The organism is Amycolatopsis coloradensis (genome assembly GCF_037997115.1).
GTDB classification, from domain to species: Bacteria; Actinomycetota; Actinomycetes; order Mycobacteriales; family Pseudonocardiaceae; genus Amycolatopsis; species Amycolatopsis coloradensis_A.
Genome location: NZ_CP150484.1, coordinates 1,383,718 through 1,400,301 on the forward strand (window position 1 = coordinate 1,383,718; position 16,584 = coordinate 1,400,301).

A 16,584-nucleotide genomic window follows, 5' to 3' on the forward strand; every position below is an offset into this window, starting at 1 on the left:
AACGCCCGATGAGCCCGCCAGTTCAAGTGGTCCCGATCTCGCCGGGACGTAGGTCCCGCGCCCTGGTCAGCCGAGGCCGGCGAGTGTGAGCCTCGCCTCGTCGGCGACCTGCCGACGCACACCCGAATCCCCCAGCGTCAGCACGTGTTCCAGCGCCAACGCGTACGCCGTGTCGAAAGCGGCCTCGACGTCGACGGCGATGTCGGGCTGGACGCCGACGCCTTCCCAGTTGGTCCCCGTGACCGGGTTCACGGCTCGTCCACCCGGGACGGTGACGTCCAAATGAGTGTCCACTTTGTACTGTCGCCGCGGGTTCGCCCCGCCGCCGGTGACCGCGCCCACCGTCTTCGCCCGCCCCAGTTGCTGCAAGGAGTAGCTCAGATCCTCGGCGCCGGAGAACGTCGTCGGCCCGGTCAGCACCCACACCGGCTTGTCCGCGCCGAACTTGCGGCCGGGTACGTACGGCAGCGTCCAGAACTGGTTGGTCACGTCGCCGTCGCGCAGATAGATACTGTTGAAATGCGTCGGCTCGTCGACCAGATAGCTGATCAGCAGCGCGACCGCCATCGGATCCCCGCCCCGGTTCTCCCGGACGTCGACGATCAGCGCGTCGGTGGTCGCGAGCAGCGTCATCGCCGCGGCCAGCGCCTCGCCGGCGATATCCGGCCCGTAGAGCAGCTTGGTCTCCAGGTAGCCGACGTTCCCGGCCAGCCGCCGCGCCGACGCGATGCCATGGCCGTTCAGCTCCGCCTCACGCCGATACCGCTCGGGATCGAACGACTCCCCGTCCACCTCGGGCAACGGGTCGACGTGATGCCGTAGCCGCAGGTGTTTGTCCCCGTTGACCGACTGCAGGTCCTGGGTGACCGCGACGGCGAACGCTTGATCGTCGAGGCCCGCGTACGCGCCGTCACGCAGCCTCGCCCGCAGGAACACCGTCAGCTTCTCGGCGACGTCGGGGAACACATAGTGATCCTTCAGCCGCTTGCACACGTCTTCGATCCGCGCTCTCTCGCCCATGCGCCCGGACGCTACCAGCGGAGCCGGAAAAAAGAATTCGGTTCGCCGAAAACTCAATTCAGCCCAGCCATGAAACACAATTCGCCCGCACATCCCATGCGATTCGGAAAAGCCATCAGCTTGCCTTTATCTGAAACGCCCCTTTATCGTTGCAGTGAAAGGGGTGAAGCACTGTCATGTCTAGTTCGATGCTGGCGCTGATCAGCGCGTTCGGCCTGGTACTGGCCGTGGAGCTACCGGACAAGACCCTCGTCGCCACCCTGGTTCTCACCACCCGTTTCCGCGCGTGGCCGGTATTCGTCGGGGTCACCGCCGCATTCGCCGTGCAATCCGCGATCGCCGCCACCTTCGGCAGCGTGCTCACTTTGCTGCCGGAGACACTGGTGACCGTGATCGTCGCCGCGATGTTCGGAATCGGCGCGTTCATGCTCCTTCGTGAAGGGTTCAGTACCGGCAAGGACGGCGGAGAGGACGCGTCGCGCTCCGGGCCGAGCCCCGCGACCTTCTTCCGCTCCGCGCTGACGTCGTTCGGCGTGCTGTTCGCCGCCGAATGGGGCGACGCCTCCCAGCTCGCGACGGCCAGTCTCACGGCTCGCTTCGGCAACCCGTTCGCGGTCGCCCTCGGCTCCTTCGTCGCGCTTGTCGCCGTCGCCGGGCTCGCCGTCTTCATCGGCGCGAAGGTCCGCAGCCGGATCCGTCCCAAGCTCATCCAGCGCGTGGCGGGATTCGTCTTCGCCGGGTTCTCGCTGTTCGCGCTGGCCCAGCTGGCGTTCTGAGGCGCACGGGGTCTGCACAGGTTCGCCGGGTAACCTTTCGGGAACGAAAAGGTGAACACCCGCCCCGACGTGCCTGGAGAAACCGGTCGTGACCTCGCCGAAGACACTCGCCGTTTCCCCTGTGCACGGCAGGCTCGCGGTCTTCGGCATGGCCGTCGCGGTCGCCATCTCGATCGACCTGCACCTGAGGCTGTCCAGCCAGGTCAGCCCGATCTGGCAGACGCTGTCCGAGTACGTCTACGGCTACCTCTCGCCCGGTTCGACGGCGGCCCCCCTGTTCGGCGCGATGTGCCTGGCGCTGGGGTTCGGCTCGCTCGCCCTGCTCGGCGGAATCGCGAAAGCGCACCGGCGCGGCTACGAGTCCGTTCTCGTCCTCCTCGGTGTGTGGTGCGCCGGGCTGTTCGTCCTCGCGCTCGTCCCCGTGGACCCCGAGGGCCAGGCCCGGTCACTGGCCGGGCAGATCCACAACTACGCGGCGCTGGCGGCCTTCCTGGCGCTCCCCGCCGCCGCCTGGGTGCTGACCCGCCCCGGCCGGGCACGATGCCCGTGGGAGCCGCGCCGCACGACGATCCGGCGGCTTTCGGTGGCCAGCTTCGCCGCGGTGGCGATCGTGCTCGGCGGCTTCGTCTGGACGATGCTCACCGGCCCGTCACATCAGGAGGTCACGCTCGGCCTGTTCGAGCGGCTGCTGTTCGCGGTCGACCTCACGCTGCTGGCGACCATGGTCCGCCCGCTGCTCAGCCACCGCTGAGAGCCTGTTGGCGGAGCTGAGACGTACCCGCCCCGGCCGAAGGCCCCGGCTATCGCGGTGGCAGGGTGCCCTGTTCGCTTCGTCGTGACGTGGATGACCAGGCAGCGCCCTGCCGACGTCGATCGCGGACGCGGGTTTCACCAACAGACACTGAGCGCTACTCGGGCTGTTTCAGCACCTCGGCCAGCCGGACGGCGGCCGCCACGACCGCCGGACCCACCACGGACGCGTCCAGCGGCTCCAGGGACACGACACCCAGGCTGGCCTTCAAGCCCGGCACCCCGCGCACGGGTGCGGCGACCCCGGAGGCACCCGCTTCCAGCTCACCCGACGAGGTGACCCAGCCCTCGCCGCCGCCGGGACGCAGCGTGATCGCCTTGCCCGCGGCGCCGGCGGACAGCGGATGCCGGGTACCGACGCGGTAGGCGACGTGGAAGCTCGTCCAGGACGGTTCGACGACCGCGACGGCCTGCGCCTGGTCTCCCTGCGCGACCGACAGGTGCGCGGTCGCGCCGACCTTCTCCGCCAGCTCACGCAGGACCGGCCTCGCGGCCTCGCGGAGCTGCGGGAGGACCTGTCCGGCGAGCCGGAGCAGGCCGACCCCCAGCCGTACCTTGTTGCCGTCACGCCACACCAGGCCGCGCTCGGACAGCGGGACGAGCAGCCGGTAGACGGCGGCCCGGCTCGCGCCGATGGCGACGGCGAGCTCGGAGATCGTCGCCGCCTCGCCACCGGCGTCCGCGACCGCTTGGAGCAGCGCGAGCCCCCGGTCCAGGGTCAGCGACCCTTCACGAGTCACAGCAACCCGAGTTCCCCGAGGTCGGCGACCGGCTCGTAGAACGAGGCCGCCGCGTACGAGGCGAAGAGCCCGCGAACGGCCTTCGCCGCCTCGTCCGACATCCCCTTGGCCTCGGCGGCCAGCGCGGCGCCGTCGGTCGACTCGAGGGCGGCGCGCACGTCACCGCCCGAAAGGCAGCGCGCGGACGCCACGATCAGGTTCAGGAACCCGTGGTGGGTGAAGCCGCTCGACTCCTCGGTGTGCCGGACGGCGCGGTGCAGGCTGTTCGTCGCTTTGAACGACGCCCCGGTCGAGCCGCTGACGACCGCGAGGAAGTCCGCGACCTCGTCGACGCTGGGGAAGTTCTCACCCGCTTTGCCGCCACAGCGGATCTTCGGCCAGCTGCCGTGCTCGATCACCTTCCGCACGCCGTCCAGCCAGCCGACGCCGCGCCGCGGCTCGACCACGCGGATGACGTCCTCGGGCACGAACTCGGAGACCCGCTCCAGCCAGACCTCGTCGACGTCCGACGGCGCCGGCATCTCCACCATGCGCAGGCTGAGGATCTCGCTGCGCGATTCGACGATCGAGATCGCCTTCGGGACGCCGCCGAGGCCGGTGTCGATGATGAGCGACAGCGGCAGCGGTTCCTTGGGTTTGATCTTGATGAGTTCCGTGATGAGCTCGGGCAGCCGCGACGCCTGGCACAGGAACACACCGAGGACGCCGGAGTGCTCACCGGCCCTCGACGCGAAGTGCGCGCGCAGCGCTTCGGGCATGGACGCCTCGCCGGGCGGGAACAACGCCGAGTCGTCGACGAGCCGCGCGAACAGGGGAGGGATTCCTCGGGGGCCGGGTGGCGTGAGTTCCACAGCGCTTGACACGACTGACACGCTAGTAGCGTACGACATCAGGACAAAATCGTTCGCAAAACGGACACGTTCCGGGGAGATTCCGATGCCTTACTACCGGCAGGTAGGCGAGATCCCGCACAAGCGCCACACGGCGTTCCGCAAGCCCGACGGGGGCCTGTACGCCGAGGAACTGATGGGTGTCGAGGGCTTCTCGGCGGACTCGGCGCTGCTGTATCACCGCGGTCTGCCCACCGCGATCGTCGACGCCGTCGCGATCGAGGACGAGCGTGGCCCCCTCACCCCGAACCACCCGCTCAAGCCCCGCGCCTTCAAGACCCAGGACCTCAAGTTCGGCGACGCCGACGCGGTCACCGACCGGCGGCGGCTGTTCGGCAACGCCGACGTCACCATCGGCTTCGTCCACGCGACCAAGCCGTCGCCGCTGTACCGCAACGCGGCCGGCGACGAACTGTTCTACGTCCAGGGCGGCAGTGCGACCGTCGAGACGATCTACGGTTCCCTGGAGATCGGGGACGGCGACTACCTCGTCATCCCGACGTCGTGCACCTACCGTGTGCTTCCGCACGACGAGGTCAAACTGCTGACCATCGAGGCGCGCGGCCACATCGGCCCGCCGAAGCGGTACCTGTCGGCGAAGGGCCAGTTCCTGGAGCACTCGCCGTACTGCGAACGCGACATCCGCGGCCCGTCCGAGCCGCTGGTCGTCGACGGCACCGACGTCGAGGTCCTCGTGCGCCACCGCGCCGGGCTGACGCGCTACACCTACGCGACCCACCCGTTCGACGTCGTCGGCTGGGACGGCTGCCTGTACCCGTGGGCGTTCAACATCGACGACTTCGAGCCGATCACCGGCCGCGTGCACCAGCCGCCGCCCGTGCACCAGACGTTCGAGGGCCCGAACTTCGTGGTCTGCTCGTTCTGCCCGCGCAAGGTCGACTACCACCCCGAGTCGATCCCGGTGCCGTACAACCACGCGAACGTCGACTCGGACGAGCTGATGTTCTACGTGCGCGGGAACTACGAGGCTCGCAAGGGCTCCGGGATCGGGATCGGCTCGCTTTCGCTGCACCCGTCCGGTTTCACGCACGGGCCGCAGCCCGGGGCGGCGGAAGCGTCGATCGGGGCGCAGTTCTTCGACGAGACCGCGGTCATGGTGGACACCTTCGCGCCGCTGGACCTCGGTGAGGCGGCCGACGCGTCGGAAGACCCCGCCTACGCGTGGACCTGGTCCGGCCGGGGTCCCGGCGCTTAGTGCCCATGCATTTGGTCCTCTGAATGCGGTATTCGAAGACCGGCGCGAGCAGGCGCTCACGCATTCAGAGGACTAAATGCGGGAACGTGGCGGGATAAGTACCGCCACGGCCGCAACGGTTCGGCAACGCCAAGCCTGGCAAGGCGAAACCTCCGGATAATCGGTGTTTCTCACCGGGGAGGTTCTCCATGGTCGTGAATCCAGGGCAGTCCCGCGGCGGCCGCAAGGTGCTGGCGTTCGTGGCCGCCGCGGTGGTCGCGATCGGGTTGATCATCGGTTTGCGCGCGATCACGAGCGACTCCGGCGAAGAGGCCGTGGAGGCGAAGTGCACCACCGGTGACGCCGTCAAGCTGCAAGTGTCGTCGTCGCCGGAGAAGGCGGGCGTGGTCGCCGAGATCGCCAAGGGCTACAGCGGCCGCACGGTGGCCGGACGCTGTGTCGACGTGCTCGTGCAGTCGAAATCGTCCGGCACCGCGATGCAGGCGCTGGCCCGCGGCTGGAACGAGGCCGTGGACGGCCCGCGCCCGGACGTCTGGACACCCGCCGCGTCCGGCTGGGTGAACCTGCTGCGCCAGAACCTCACCGGCTCCGACCATCCCGCGCTGGTGCCCGAGGGCGACCCGGAATCGGTCGCGAACGCACCGCTGGTCGTCGCGATGCCGAAGCCGATGGCCGAAGCGCTCGGCTGGCCGGGCAAGGGCATCGGCTGGAAGGATCTCGCCGCGCTGGCAACGGATCCGCGGGGCTGGGCGAAGTACGGCCACCCGGAATGGGGGAAGTTCCGGCTGGGCAAGACGAATCCGAACATCTCGACCTCCGGCCTCAACGCCACCATCGGCGCCTACTACGCGGCGACCGGCACATCTTCCGACCTCACCGCGAACGCGCTCGCGAAGCCGGAGGCGCGGACCTTCGTGCAGAACGTCGAGCAGGCCATCGTCCACTACGGCGACAACACGCTGACGTTCCTGACGAACCTGCAGAAGGCCGACGACCGCGGCGCCGCGATGTCCTACATCTCGGCGGTGACGGTCGAGGAGAACTCGCTCGTCGGCTACAACCAGGGCAATCCGACCAACGATCCGGCGAAACGCGGGCAGCACGCGCCGCCGAAGGTGCCGCTCGTGGGGATCTACCCGAGCGACGGCACGCTCAACTCCGATCACCCGTTCACGGTGCTGAACTGGGCCGACGATCTCCACAAGCAGGTCGCGGCGGACTTCCTCGCGCATCTGCGCGGCGCCGAGGCGCAGCAGAAGTTCAGTGACATCGGCTTCCGCACGTTCGACGGCAAGCCCGGTTCGCAGACCACGAAGGAGAACGGCGCCGAGCCGGATTCGAAGCTCAACCTCATCCGCCCGCCGAGTCCGCCGGTGCTGACCGAGGTGCTGAAGTCGTGGAAGGACCTGCGGAAGAAGGCGAACGTGCTGCTGGTCGTCGACGTCTCCGGGTCGATGGGCGACGGCGTCGGCGGGACCGGGAAGAACAAGATGGATCTCGCGAAACAGGCGGCCGTGGCGTCGCTACCGCAGTTCAGCGACGCGGACAAGGTCGGGCTGTGGATGTTCTCGACGAAACTCGACGGCGACAAGGACTTCGTGGAGCTGCGGCCGGTGTCGCCGATCGGTGGTGAACCGGGCAGGCAGGAGCTGGCGTCGCGGCTGAACGGGCTGACCCCGCAGAACGGCACGGGGCTCTACGACTCGTCGCTCGCCGCGTACGAGTTCATGAAGCAGCGGCTGGATCCGAACGCGATCAACGCGGTCGTCGTGCTCACCGACGGCCGGAACGAGGATCCCGGCGGTATCGATCTGCCGAACCTCGTCGGACGGCTGCGGGCCGAGGGCGGCGGCGAAGCGGTGCGGCTGTTCACCATCGCGTACGGGTCCGACGCCGATCTGGACGTGCTCAAGGAGATCGCCGAGACCACCCAGGGGGTCGGGTACGACTCGTCCAAACCGGACTCGATCGACCAGGTCTTCACCGCCGTGATCTCGAATTTCTGAGACCCTCGGTCATGCGTTTCGTCCGTGAACTAGCCGAACCGTGGGGACTGCTCCTCGCGGCGACGTCGGCGGGGGCGGCCTGGGCCGTGCAGCTGCCGGTGCTCGCCGCGCTCGGCGTCGGCGTGACCGTGCTGGCCGCCCGCGCCGGAGTCGCCGCGGCCACGCGGCCGAAACCGTTGCCAGAGAACGAAGAACGGCCACTCCCCGACGTCGAGCCCGGCTCCCCGGAGGCGGATTGGCTGCGGCGCGCGGAAGCCGCGGCCGACGGTTTCCGATCGATTTCCGCTTCGCTCGACACCGGACCGCTCGCCGGCCGGGTGGCCGACATGGAACCGGTGGTGCGGGAAACCGTCGACACCCTCCATCGGCTGGCCGCCCGCGCGTCCGCCACCGGAAAGGCATTGGCGCGCGTGGACCTCGGCGCGGTGTCGGCCGAGAAAGCCCGGCTGCGGAAGGACTTGAAGACCGCCGACGACGACATCCGCGGCGACCTGACCCAGTCGCTCGAAGCCGTGCAAGCACAGGAGGACGTGCACGCGCGGCTTTCGAGCGCGCAGCGGAAACTGCTGGCACAGCTGCGATCCGGCGCGCTCGGACTCGACAGCCTGGTCGCCAGGGCGGCCGAATTGTCCGCCGCCACCGGGGATTCGCTGCTCGACACGACGACCATCGGCGAGCTGAGCGAACAACTGGAAGGGATCCGGCGAGGTGTCGTGGAGACCGAGGAGGCGACCCGGCGCTCGCTCGGCTGACGTCACCGGCCGAATCGGACCGGCCCGAAGACCGCGTGACCGGGCACTCCGGCCTTCGCCGTCTTCCCGGCCGCGGGCACGCCGAGCACCCACAGCCGTCCGGTCGCGGCGATGTTCGCGGCCAGCGACGGATCCGAACCACCGGCGGTGACGGTGACCTCGCGTCCGTCGGGCAGGACGGTCCTGCCCTTCACGGTGACCATGCCGAACTGGTTGACCGAGGCAGGCCCGGACACGACGGCGAGTTCGGTCCACCTCGGCTCGGGCAGCTTCCTGAGCAGCATCACCGCGACGATCGCGAGCCCGAGGGCGCCCATCGCGCAGCCGTAGCCGAAGAACCACGTCACCTTCACCACGACGCCGTCCCGCCGCGGATAGTCGACCGCCGTCCAGAAGCCGAACGCGCTCGCGACGAGCAGCATCACGACAGTGATGAAGTAGTACGCCGCGAGAAAACGCCGCTGCGTCGCGAGCATCCGGCCCGGCGACACCGGCTCCGCGGCGAACGGGATCGAGCCCCTCACCGGGGCGTCGCGGAACGCGCCACGGCGCGGGACGACGACGCCGGGCAGCACGACGAACGGGCCGAGCACCCAGAGCCGCCGCTGGGCCGCGAGTTGCGCCCGGAGCGGAGCGGGGAACCGCACGACGAGCCACCGCCCGTCCAGGGGAACGCTCACCCGTGCACCGGCGACGACGGCGCCGTCCAGCCCGTTCACCAGGCGGAACGGCTTGCCGGTGAGCTTCCGCATCGAGGAGGATCCGGCAAGGGCGGAGTAGCCGAAGTACAACGAAGACGGTGTCATGAAGACCAGGAGGGCCAAGGGCGCGGCGATCCCGTGTCCCCCGGACACCGCCAGCACGACCCCCAATGCCACGAGCAGTCCGGTCGCGATGGCCATCGTCCCGGCGGTGACGGTGTTGCGGTCGAGAAGGGGTACCAGGACCGGCATGTTCGTCGCCGGAATCCCTTCGGGTGGTTCGAGCACCCGGATTCGGCAGGCTTCCACCTGGTCAACCTATACGCGTGCGGTGAGACGTGATCCAGGCTACTTCCGCTCGGCGGCCAGATCAGGTTAGGCTCACCTAACTAGGAGGTGAGCCGTGACCACACCGACGTCCATCCGCCGCCCGCCGGCGCCGAACCCCGCCGAACGCGCGAAGACGATCGCCACCCGTAACGGGCCGGCGACGCTCATGCCGACCGCGGAGCAGCGTGACCAGCCAGGACAGTACGGCCGTGTCATCCCCGAGCTGCACCACGTGCACACGAGCGGCAGCGTCAGCATCCTGCTGCCGGACGAGCACCACCTGGTGAAACGCGCGCACGAGGCCCAGCGCGGCGAGCTCGCGGTGATGGTCGAACTGACCGATCAGGCACCGGTCGACCTGCGGGAACCGATCCGTGGGCTGCTGTGGATCACGGGCTGGCTCCGCCCGCTCTCCGAGGTTTCGGCACGGGCCCGCGCGGTCTCCATCGCCGAAACCCGGCCGGACGAGCGGCTGCTGGACGTCGGGCACGGCCTGACACTGCTGCGGCTGACCCCGGCGTCGCTGGTGCTCGCCGACGCCGAGGGCACGCATTCGCTCCGGCCGCATATGTTCAGCGCCGCGCCGCCGGATCCGTTCCACGACTACGAGGCCGTGTGGCTGCGGCATCTGGAGACCGATCACGCCGACGTCGTCCAGCAGCTCGCCAAACACGTGCCCGCCGAACTGCGCGGCGGGTGGATCCGGCCACTCGGGCTGGACCGCTACGGGCTGCGGCTGCGGGTCGAGGCCGACTCCGGCGACCACGACGTCCGGCTCGCGTTCTCGCGTCCGGTCGAAGGGCCGCGGCAGCTGAGCGGCGAGATCCGCCGTCTCGTCGGCTGCCCGTACTTTCCGCAGGGTTAGGCGAGTTCGGCCGGGAACCCGCCCTTGGCGATCGGGCCCCACGACTCGATGGTGACACGGATGATGCTCTTGCCCTGCTTGACCATCGCTTCGCGGTACTCGTCCCAGTCGGGATGCTCGCCGGAGATCGCGCGGAAGTAGTCGACCAGCGGCTCGACCGAGTCGGGCAGGTCGAGTACCTCGGCGGTGCCGTTCAGCTGGACCCACTGGTCGTTCCACTCGTCGGAAAGGACGCAGGCGGACACCTTCGGCTCGCGCCGGATGTTGACGACCTTCGCGCGCTTCGGGTACGTCGAGACCACCAGACGGCCTTCGGCGTCGACACCGCAGGTCACCGGGGACAACTGGGGGCCGCCGTCGGCCTTGGTGGTCATCAGGATGGCGCGGTGACGGGTGGACAGGAAGTCGACGAGCGCGGCGCGGTCGACGGTTTCGTTGGTCGCGATGCTCCTTGGCATGACCCGACGGTAGCCCGCCGACGATCACCCGCGCAGGGCCGAAGGGAACCATGCCCGCATGCGACGTGGTGAAAGCTCCCTTCACCGCGTGACATGAGGTGAAAGCGTCCTTCAGCCACAAGGTAGCGTGCGGCCGATGAGCTGGCTGCGTCCCGAACGCCCGGCGCTGCCGGAATTCGTGGAAGATCCGGCGCGCCGCCGCGCGATCGTCATCGAACTGGCCGTCGTCTTCGGCATCACCCTCGGCCTGTCCGGGCTGCGCAGTCTGCTGTCCCTTGTGGACTCGCTGCTGCAGCCGGTGCCGCTGGCGCAGCAACAGGCCCAGCTGAACGTCCCCCAAGCGACACTGAGCCTGGTCGACCTGCTCAAGCAGCTGTTGAGCGCCGGCCAGCTGGTCGGCTGGGGCGCGCTCGGGCTGTACCTGTTGTGGCGCGGCGGGATGAAGTTCGCGGAGATCGGCCTCGACAAACAGCGGCCGGGCCGCGATGTCGTCCACGGGCTGCTGCTCGCCGCGGTGATCGGGATTCCGGGGCTGGGGCTGTACTTCCTGTCCTACGGCCTCGGGTTCAGCCTGTCGGTGCAACCGTCCACTTTGAGCGAGACGTGGTGGCGTCCGATCACGCTGACGTTGTCGGCCTTCGGCAACGCGTTCGCCGAAGAAGTGCTCGTCGTCGCGTACCTGCTGACCAGGCTGCGGCAGCTCGGCTGGCGCGAGAACACCTCGCTGGTCGCGTCTTCGGTGCTTCGCGGGTCGTATCACCTGTATCAGGGTTTCGGCGGTTTCGTCGGCAACGTCGTGATGGGCCTGGTGTTCGGCAGGCTGTGGCAGAAGACGAACCGGCTGTGGCCGCTGATCGCCGCGCACACCGCGCTGGATTTCGTTTCCTTCGTCGGATACGCGCTGCTCAAAGGGCGAGTTTCCTGGCTTCCCTAGCTAGTGTGAAACCGTGATTGACGAGACGACTCCACCCCGAGTTGACAGCGAAGTCGGCCCCCTGCGTGCGGTGCTGCTGCACAGGCCCGGCAACGAGCTCAAAAGGCTCACGCCTCGCAACAACGACCAGCTCCTGTTCGATTCCATCCCCTGGGTGGACCGCGCGCAGGAGGAGCACGACGCGTTCGCCGAGGTGCTGCGCGGCCGCGGCGTCGAGGTGCTGCTGCTGGCCGACGCGCTGCGCACGGCGCTCGCGGACACCCGCGCCCACGCGGCGGGCGTGCACGCGGCCGTCGACGAGCGGCGGCTGGGGCCCGACCTCGCCGATTCGCTCCGCTCCCATCTGTCGAGCGTCACCCCGGCGGCACTGGCCGAGGTCCTGATGGCGGGTATGACCTTCGAGGAACTGCCCGCCGCCGAGGGCGCCTCGCTGGTCCGGCTGATGAACCACCCGAACGACTTCGCCGTCGATCCGCTGCCGAACCTGCTGTTCACCCGTGACTCGTCGGCGTGGATCGGCGACCGGGTCGCGGTCTCCTCGCTGACCATGCCCGCCAGGGTCCGCGAGACCGCGGTGCTGGACCTCATCTACGCCTACCACCCGTGGTTCCGCCACGCGTCCCGCGCGTACGGCGCGCATTCGGCACCGATCGAGGGCGGCGACGTCATGCTGCTCTCGCCGGGTGTGCTGGCCATCGGCGTCGGCGAGCGGACGACGGCGGCGGGCGCGGAATCGCTGGCGCGGTCGGTGTTCGCCGACGGGATCGCGCACACCGTGCTCGCCGTCCCCATCCAGCAGACCCGCGCGACCATGCATCTGGACACCGTCTGCACGATGGTCGACGCCGACGCCGTCGTCATGTACCCGCTTTCCCGCGATTCACTGACCGCGTTCACGATGCGGCCCACCGGCGACGGTTCCGTGAAGGTGGAAGGCCCGGCCCCATTCCTCATCGCGGCCGCCGAAGCAATGGGAATCGACCGGCTCCGGGTCATCGACACCGGCCTCGATCCGGTCACCGCCGAACGCGAGCAATGGGACGACGGAAACAACACCCTCGCCCTCGCGCCCGGCGTGGTCGTCGGGTACGAACGTAATGTGGAAACCAACGCGCGCTTGGCGGAAGCCGGTATCGAGGTACTGGCCATCACCGGCTCCGAGCTGGGCTCCGGCCGCGGCGGGCCGCGTTGCATGTCGTGCCCCATCCGGCGCGAAAGCATCTGACAGAGAAATTAAGTAAGCCTTCCCTAATCGATTTCAATTGATTAGGGAAGGCTTACTTAATTGAGGGGAACCTAGTATTGGGAATACTAACCTAATAGGGGGTACATCACCAGAGAAAAGTGGAAATCGAATATGCGGATGACGTATCGTCGAACACATGGCCCTCACCAAGAAGAAGCAACCGCGCTCGAAGTTCTACGAACTGCTGCAGGCGCAGATCCACAACGAGTTCAACGCCTCCCAGCAGTACATCGCGCTGGCGGTCTGGTTCGACGCCGAGGACCTGCCTCAGCTCGCGAAGCACTTCTACAAGCAGTCCGTCGAGGAGCGGAACCACGCGATGGCGCTGGTCCAGTGCATGCTGGACACCGACCACCACGTGGAGATCCCCGGCACCGGCGACGTGCGCAACGACTTCTCCGACGTCCGTGAACTGATCGAGCTCGCGCTGCAGCAGGAGAAGGACGTCGCGACCGACATCCAGCAGATGGCCAAGGCCGCCCGCGCCGAAGAGGACTACATCGGCGAGCAGTTCACGCAGTGGTTCCTCAAGGAGCAGGTCGAGGAGATCTCCCAGATGTCCACGCTGCTCAACATCGTCAAGCGCGCGAACGGCAACCTGTTCGAAGTGGAGAACCACCTGCACCGCGAATCCGTCGGGGACGGCGGCGCCGACCCGGGGATGCCCCCGGTCGCCGGCGGCGCGCTCTGACGCACCGGCCAACGCTCCCACCACGGGAAAACCCGGGCTCTCCCCCTTGGAGAAGCCCGGGTTTTCTTCGTCCCGTCAGCTGAACTGACAGCCCTGCTCGATACGGGTCAGCAGGATGCCGAGGGCCGACCCGTCGTTGGCCAGCGCGATCCGGTACGCGCTCACCGAACTGATCGGCGCGAAGTAGGCGCTGCCGTTCTTGGTGCCGCCGGGGTAGGCGGCGAGAATGTCCGCCTCGGTCGAACCGACCCCGATCCCCTCGGGGGTGTGCACCGCCCCGGCCGGGTTGATGACGGTGATCCCGTCCGCCTCGGTCAGCGACACCGAGGTCGGCCCCGGAACGGCGGTTCCTTCCACGTAACCGTAGACGCAGTCTTGCCGCCAATCCTTCGCGCGCAGCGGACCGACGGCGGCTTCCGCCTCCTCCTCGCTCATCCCGAGCCGGAGCTTGCCGAAGCCGGCCGGGGTCAGCAGCGCGCCGGTGGTCACCTTGCGCGGTGTCGGCGGGTTCGTGGCGGCGGTGCTCTTCGGCGGCTTGACCGGCCCGTCGGGGGCCGTCGACGGCGGTGACGCGGACGTCGGGTTCGACGACGCCGCCGGGGAGGAGACCGGCGGTGCCGAACTCCCCGGCCCAGGCCGCGCCAGGCTCGACGGGGCCGCCCCCATGGTGAGCTGATCGCCTCCGGGGAAGGCCGCGCCGTTGTCCTTGTCGTGGATCGTGAACACCGTGACCCCACCGGCCAGCAGGACCACCGCGGCGGCCATCCCACTCGTCGTCTGCATCAGCTGACGGCGGCGACGGCGACGGCGGGCGCCCGCGACGATCGTCTCGGGATTCAGCGTGGGTCCCACGCCCAGCCGCTCATCAGAGAACAGGTCACGCAGCTTCCGCTGCACGTCCTCTTCGGACATGTTCATCCCGCTTCCCTCCCTTCGTCCTTGGGCTCGATCAGGGCGAGCTTCGTGCGCAGCGACGCGATCGCCTTGCTCGCCTGGCTTTTGACGGTGCCCTGGCTGACCCCGAGCGAATCCGCGATCTCGGCTTCGGACAGGCCTTCGTAATAACGCAGGACCATCACCGCGCGTTGCCTGGGCGGCAGCGCGCGTAACGCCTGCCACAACGGCTCGTGCTCGAACGGGTCGGCGGGGCTGTACGGCTGGGTGTCCGGCAGGTCGGCGACCAGGTTCTCGCGTTTGGTCCGGCGCCAGCGGCTGATATGCGCGTTGGCCATCGAACGGCGGACGTAGGCCATCGGGTCGCCGGTCTTGTGCTGGACGTACGACCAGCGGGAACCGATCTTCTCCAGCACGGTCTGGACCAGGTCGGCGGCGTCGTGCGGATTTCCGGCGAGGGCGTGGCCGTACCTCAGCAGACCCGGGAGGCTGGTCCTCACGAAGTCGCCGAAGTCGATGAGTTCACCCGGCACGTCACTCCTCCGGCTCTCGCCGGCCCCCCAGACGTCCGTCCCCGGTATGACCGTCGCGGCAGCGGTCACCGTATCGCCTCCTCCCGGGGTCACCCGGCCAGGTTCGCCTGGCTCACCTCTCCCGAAACGCATGACCGCCCCCACAGGTTGTCTCTTGCCGCGAACCAGTTCGAGGGACGCCTGCTCAACGCCTCGACACGGAGCCGGGAATTCTGAACGTACCGTCCCCCTGAACAGGGAATTCGTGGACGGCCACCACGGCGTTACGCGGTATCGGTCCGTACACGTGGGGGAACTGGAGGCCTGCCGGATGCGGCGGGTCGCCGTCCTCCCAGACGACGGGCGCGCCGACGAGCGCCGGGTCGATTTCCAGCAACACCAGATCGGTGCGGCCGGGGAACACGGCGTTGGCCGGGATATGCGCCGTTCCCGGGTCCGAGCAGTGGATGAAGCCGTCGGAGCCGAGCGACGCGGCGGTGTAGACGCCGCCTTCGGGCACCGCGGCCCAGTCGGCCTTGGGGCAGATATGGAGGATCACGCACCCATCCTCGCGCGTTTCGTCCTCTGGATGCGGAGCCCGCATTCAGAGGACGAAACGCGCGGGAAGGGATCAGCGGATGGTGAGCTGGCGGCCGATCAGGCCGTCGCGCGAGCGCCGTTCGGCGGCGTTGAGCGGCTCGGTGTCGAGCGACTTCAGCGCGGCCTCGAGGCGGACGCCGAGCTGCTCCTTCGCGTCGGCCCACTCGCGGGCGTGGGCCTCGGGGTCGAGATCCCACACCGGGACGAGCAGCCCGTGCGCGCGGAACGAACCGGCGTAGCGGGAGCCTTCGCCGAGGCTCAGCTCGCCGGCCGCCGACAGCCGCGCAAGCGCTTGCAGCAGCAGGTTCTCCGGTTCCGGGCGGACCCAGCGCAGGTGTGCCTTCTCGCCGGCGAGCACCCAGTACGCGCCCGCGCCGAGGCGTTCGGTCGGCATGATCGCCGCGTTCGCGCGCTCGAGGGACAGCGCGACGTCGCCGCCGGCGTCGGCGTCTTCGGGGAGCCACCAGGCGAAGTCGTTGTAGAGCGTGACGTCGAGTTCGGCGTTCACGTCGAGCAGGTCCTGGAGACGGGCCTTCTCGTCGGCGGTGGGCGGCGTCGTGGTGTCCGGCACGGACAGGACGTCACCCTCCTTGGCGTCCAGCACCCACTGGAGCGCGCGGCCGAGGTCGCGGCTGATGTCCGAGGACCGGGTCTGCACCTGCATCCCGACGTAGCGCTCGCCGTCGGACCGGACGAACGCGGCCGCCGCCATCGGCAGCACCGTGCCGAGCGTGACCTTCTCGCCGGAGCCCAGCGTGAGCGCCGCCGTCGCCGACGGGACGAACTCGCGCAGCGCGATCAGCTCGGTCTCCGCCGCGAGCCCCTCGAAGGGCTGGCCGACGAAGACGTCGCGCACCTTCGGCTTGCGATCCGAGGTCGTCTTGGGACCCTTCTTGCGCGAACCCTTGCCCACGTCAGCCTCCTCAAAGCTCGGTTCGGAACGCTATCGCGGGAAGGCACGCGTCTCGTAAGGCCCCCGGGGTTGGTGACGAAGGCGGCGCGGACGACACCCGGCCGACCACCGGATCGACCGGATCGGCGGGTTTCAGCGGCCATCCGGGTACCACGGAAACGTGACTGAAAACGGTTGTCATCATCCGGACGATCGAATCGCGGGTGATCAGCCTGCCGTTTCCCCCGTAC

The 16,584-nt window shown here is 68.9% G+C and carries 18 protein-coding genes; 9 read left to right on the plus strand and 9 right to left on the minus strand.

The window, feature by feature from the left end; genetic code table 11:
- Nucleotides 1-66 precede the first annotated feature (66 nt).
- Nucleotides 67-1,020: a S41 family peptidase gene (locus tag LCL61_RS06160; RefSeq protein ID WP_340685950.1), complete on the minus strand. Its 954-nt coding sequence runs from the start codon at nucleotides 1,018-1,020 to the stop codon at nucleotides 67-69.
- A gap of 188 nt (nucleotides 1,021-1,208) precedes the next feature.
- On the opposite strand from LCL61_RS06160, the gene LCL61_RS06165 reads away from it, so the two are divergent.
- Both LCL61_RS06165 and LCL61_RS06170 read left to right on the plus strand, forming a co-directional pair.
- Complete coding sequence (locus LCL61_RS06165) at nucleotides 1,209-1,796, plus strand: TMEM165/GDT1 family protein (protein ID WP_340688502.1); 588 nt, start codon at nucleotides 1,209-1,211, stop codon at nucleotides 1,794-1,796.
- 88 nt (nucleotides 1,797-1,884) lie between these two features.
- On the plus strand, nucleotides 1,885-2,547 hold the full coding sequence (locus LCL61_RS06170) for a DUF998 domain-containing protein (protein WP_340685951.1): 663 nt from the start codon (nucleotides 1,885-1,887) through the stop codon (nucleotides 2,545-2,547).
- A gap of 157 nt (nucleotides 2,548-2,704) precedes the next feature.
- Here LCL61_RS06170 and LCL61_RS06175 read toward each other — a convergent pair whose 3' ends face one another.
- Both LCL61_RS06175 and LCL61_RS06180 read right to left on the minus strand, forming a co-directional pair.
- Nucleotides 2,705-3,346, minus strand: a complete 642-nt coding sequence (locus LCL61_RS06175) for an IclR family transcriptional regulator (protein ID WP_340685952.1) — start codon at nucleotides 3,344-3,346, stop codon at nucleotides 2,705-2,707.
- On the minus strand, nucleotides 3,343-4,197 hold the full coding sequence (locus LCL61_RS06180; protein ID WP_340688503.1) for a hypothetical protein: 855 nt from the start codon (nucleotides 4,195-4,197) through the stop codon (nucleotides 3,343-3,345). Before LCL61_RS06180 ends, LCL61_RS06175 begins: the two co-directional genes overlap by 4 nt.
- Nucleotides 4,198-4,282: 85 nt before the next feature.
- On the opposite strand from LCL61_RS06180, the gene LCL61_RS06185 reads away from it, so the two are divergent.
- The 3 genes from LCL61_RS06185 to LCL61_RS06195 all read left to right on the plus strand — a co-directional run bounded on the left by LCL61_RS06185 (nucleotide 4,283) and on the right by LCL61_RS06195 (nucleotide 8,210).
- Nucleotides 4,283-5,452, plus strand: coding sequence for a homogentisate 1,2-dioxygenase (locus LCL61_RS06185; RefSeq protein ID WP_340685953.1), 1,170 nt, complete (start codon nucleotides 4,283-4,285; stop codon nucleotides 5,450-5,452).
- A gap of 188 nt (nucleotides 5,453-5,640) precedes the next feature.
- Entirely contained in the window at nucleotides 5,641-7,458 is a 1,818-nt protein-coding gene (locus LCL61_RS06190) for a substrate-binding and VWA domain-containing protein (protein WP_340685954.1), read from the plus strand.
- 11 nt (nucleotides 7,459-7,469) lie between these two features.
- Complete coding sequence (locus tag LCL61_RS06195) at nucleotides 7,470-8,210, plus strand: hypothetical protein (protein WP_340685955.1); 741 nt, start codon at nucleotides 7,470-7,472, stop codon at nucleotides 8,208-8,210.
- 2 nt (nucleotides 8,211-8,212) lie between these two features.
- On the opposite strand, the gene LCL61_RS06200 is transcribed toward LCL61_RS06195, so the two are convergent.
- A complete protein-coding gene (locus LCL61_RS06200; protein ID WP_340685956.1) occupies nucleotides 8,213-9,220 on the minus strand; it encodes a hypothetical protein in 1,008 nt (335 codons plus the stop codon).
- Between the two features lie 94 nt (nucleotides 9,221-9,314).
- On the opposite strand from LCL61_RS06200, the gene LCL61_RS06205 reads away from it, so the two are divergent.
- Nucleotides 9,315-10,106 carry a DUF2470 domain-containing protein gene (locus LCL61_RS06205; RefSeq protein WP_340685957.1) on the plus strand — a complete coding sequence of 264 codons (792 nt, stop codon included), beginning with the start codon at nucleotides 9,315-9,317 and terminating at the stop codon, nucleotides 10,104-10,106.
- Here the strand turns inward: LCL61_RS06205 and LCL61_RS06210 are convergent.
- Complete coding sequence (locus tag LCL61_RS06210; protein WP_340685958.1) at nucleotides 10,103-10,564, minus strand: PPOX class F420-dependent oxidoreductase; 462 nt, start codon at nucleotides 10,562-10,564, stop codon at nucleotides 10,103-10,105. The two genes, LCL61_RS06205 and LCL61_RS06210, sit on opposite strands and share 4 nt — an antisense overlap.
- Nucleotides 10,565-10,700: 136 nt before the next feature.
- Here LCL61_RS06210 and LCL61_RS06215 point away from each other — a divergent pair, with 136 nt between their 5' ends.
- The 3 genes from LCL61_RS06215 to LCL61_RS06225 all read left to right on the plus strand — a co-directional run bounded on the left by LCL61_RS06215 (nucleotide 10,701) and on the right by LCL61_RS06225 (nucleotide 13,435).
- Nucleotides 10,701-11,498, plus strand: a complete 798-nt coding sequence (locus tag LCL61_RS06215) for a CPBP family intramembrane glutamic endopeptidase (protein ID WP_340685959.1) — start codon at nucleotides 10,701-10,703, stop codon at nucleotides 11,496-11,498.
- Between the two features lie 13 nt (nucleotides 11,499-11,511).
- Nucleotides 11,512-12,723: an arginine deiminase gene (locus tag LCL61_RS06220; RefSeq protein WP_340685960.1), complete on the plus strand. Its 1,212-nt coding sequence runs from the start codon at nucleotides 11,512-11,514 to the stop codon at nucleotides 12,721-12,723.
- Nucleotides 12,724-12,880: 157 nt separating this feature from the next.
- Complete coding sequence (locus LCL61_RS06225) at nucleotides 12,881-13,435, plus strand: ferritin (RefSeq protein ID WP_340685961.1); 555 nt, start codon at nucleotides 12,881-12,883, stop codon at nucleotides 13,433-13,435.
- Nucleotides 13,436-13,510: 75 nt separating this feature from the next.
- Here LCL61_RS06225 and LCL61_RS06230 read toward each other — a convergent pair whose 3' ends face one another.
- From LCL61_RS06230 to LCL61_RS06245, 4 genes are all read right to left on the minus strand, one after another.
- Nucleotides 13,511-14,353: a hypothetical protein gene (locus tag LCL61_RS06230; protein ID WP_340685962.1), complete on the minus strand. Its 843-nt coding sequence runs from the start codon at nucleotides 14,351-14,353 to the stop codon at nucleotides 13,511-13,513.
- The gene (locus LCL61_RS06235) at nucleotides 14,350-14,862 is read right to left on the minus strand and encodes a SigE family RNA polymerase sigma factor (RefSeq protein ID WP_340688504.1); all 513 of its coding nucleotides are present in this window, start codon (nucleotides 14,860-14,862) and stop codon (nucleotides 14,350-14,352) included. Before LCL61_RS06235 ends, LCL61_RS06230 begins: the two co-directional genes overlap by 4 nt.
- A gap of 184 nt (nucleotides 14,863-15,046) precedes the next feature.
- Nucleotides 15,047-15,400 carry a DUF952 domain-containing protein gene (locus LCL61_RS06240; RefSeq protein ID WP_340685963.1) on the minus strand — a complete coding sequence of 118 codons (354 nt, stop codon included), beginning with the start codon at nucleotides 15,398-15,400 and terminating at the stop codon, nucleotides 15,047-15,049.
- Between the two features lie 72 nt (nucleotides 15,401-15,472).
- Complete coding sequence (locus LCL61_RS06245; protein WP_340685964.1) at nucleotides 15,473-16,354, minus strand: DUF5926 family protein; 882 nt, start codon at nucleotides 16,352-16,354, stop codon at nucleotides 15,473-15,475.
- Nucleotides 16,355-16,584 lie beyond the last annotated feature (230 nt).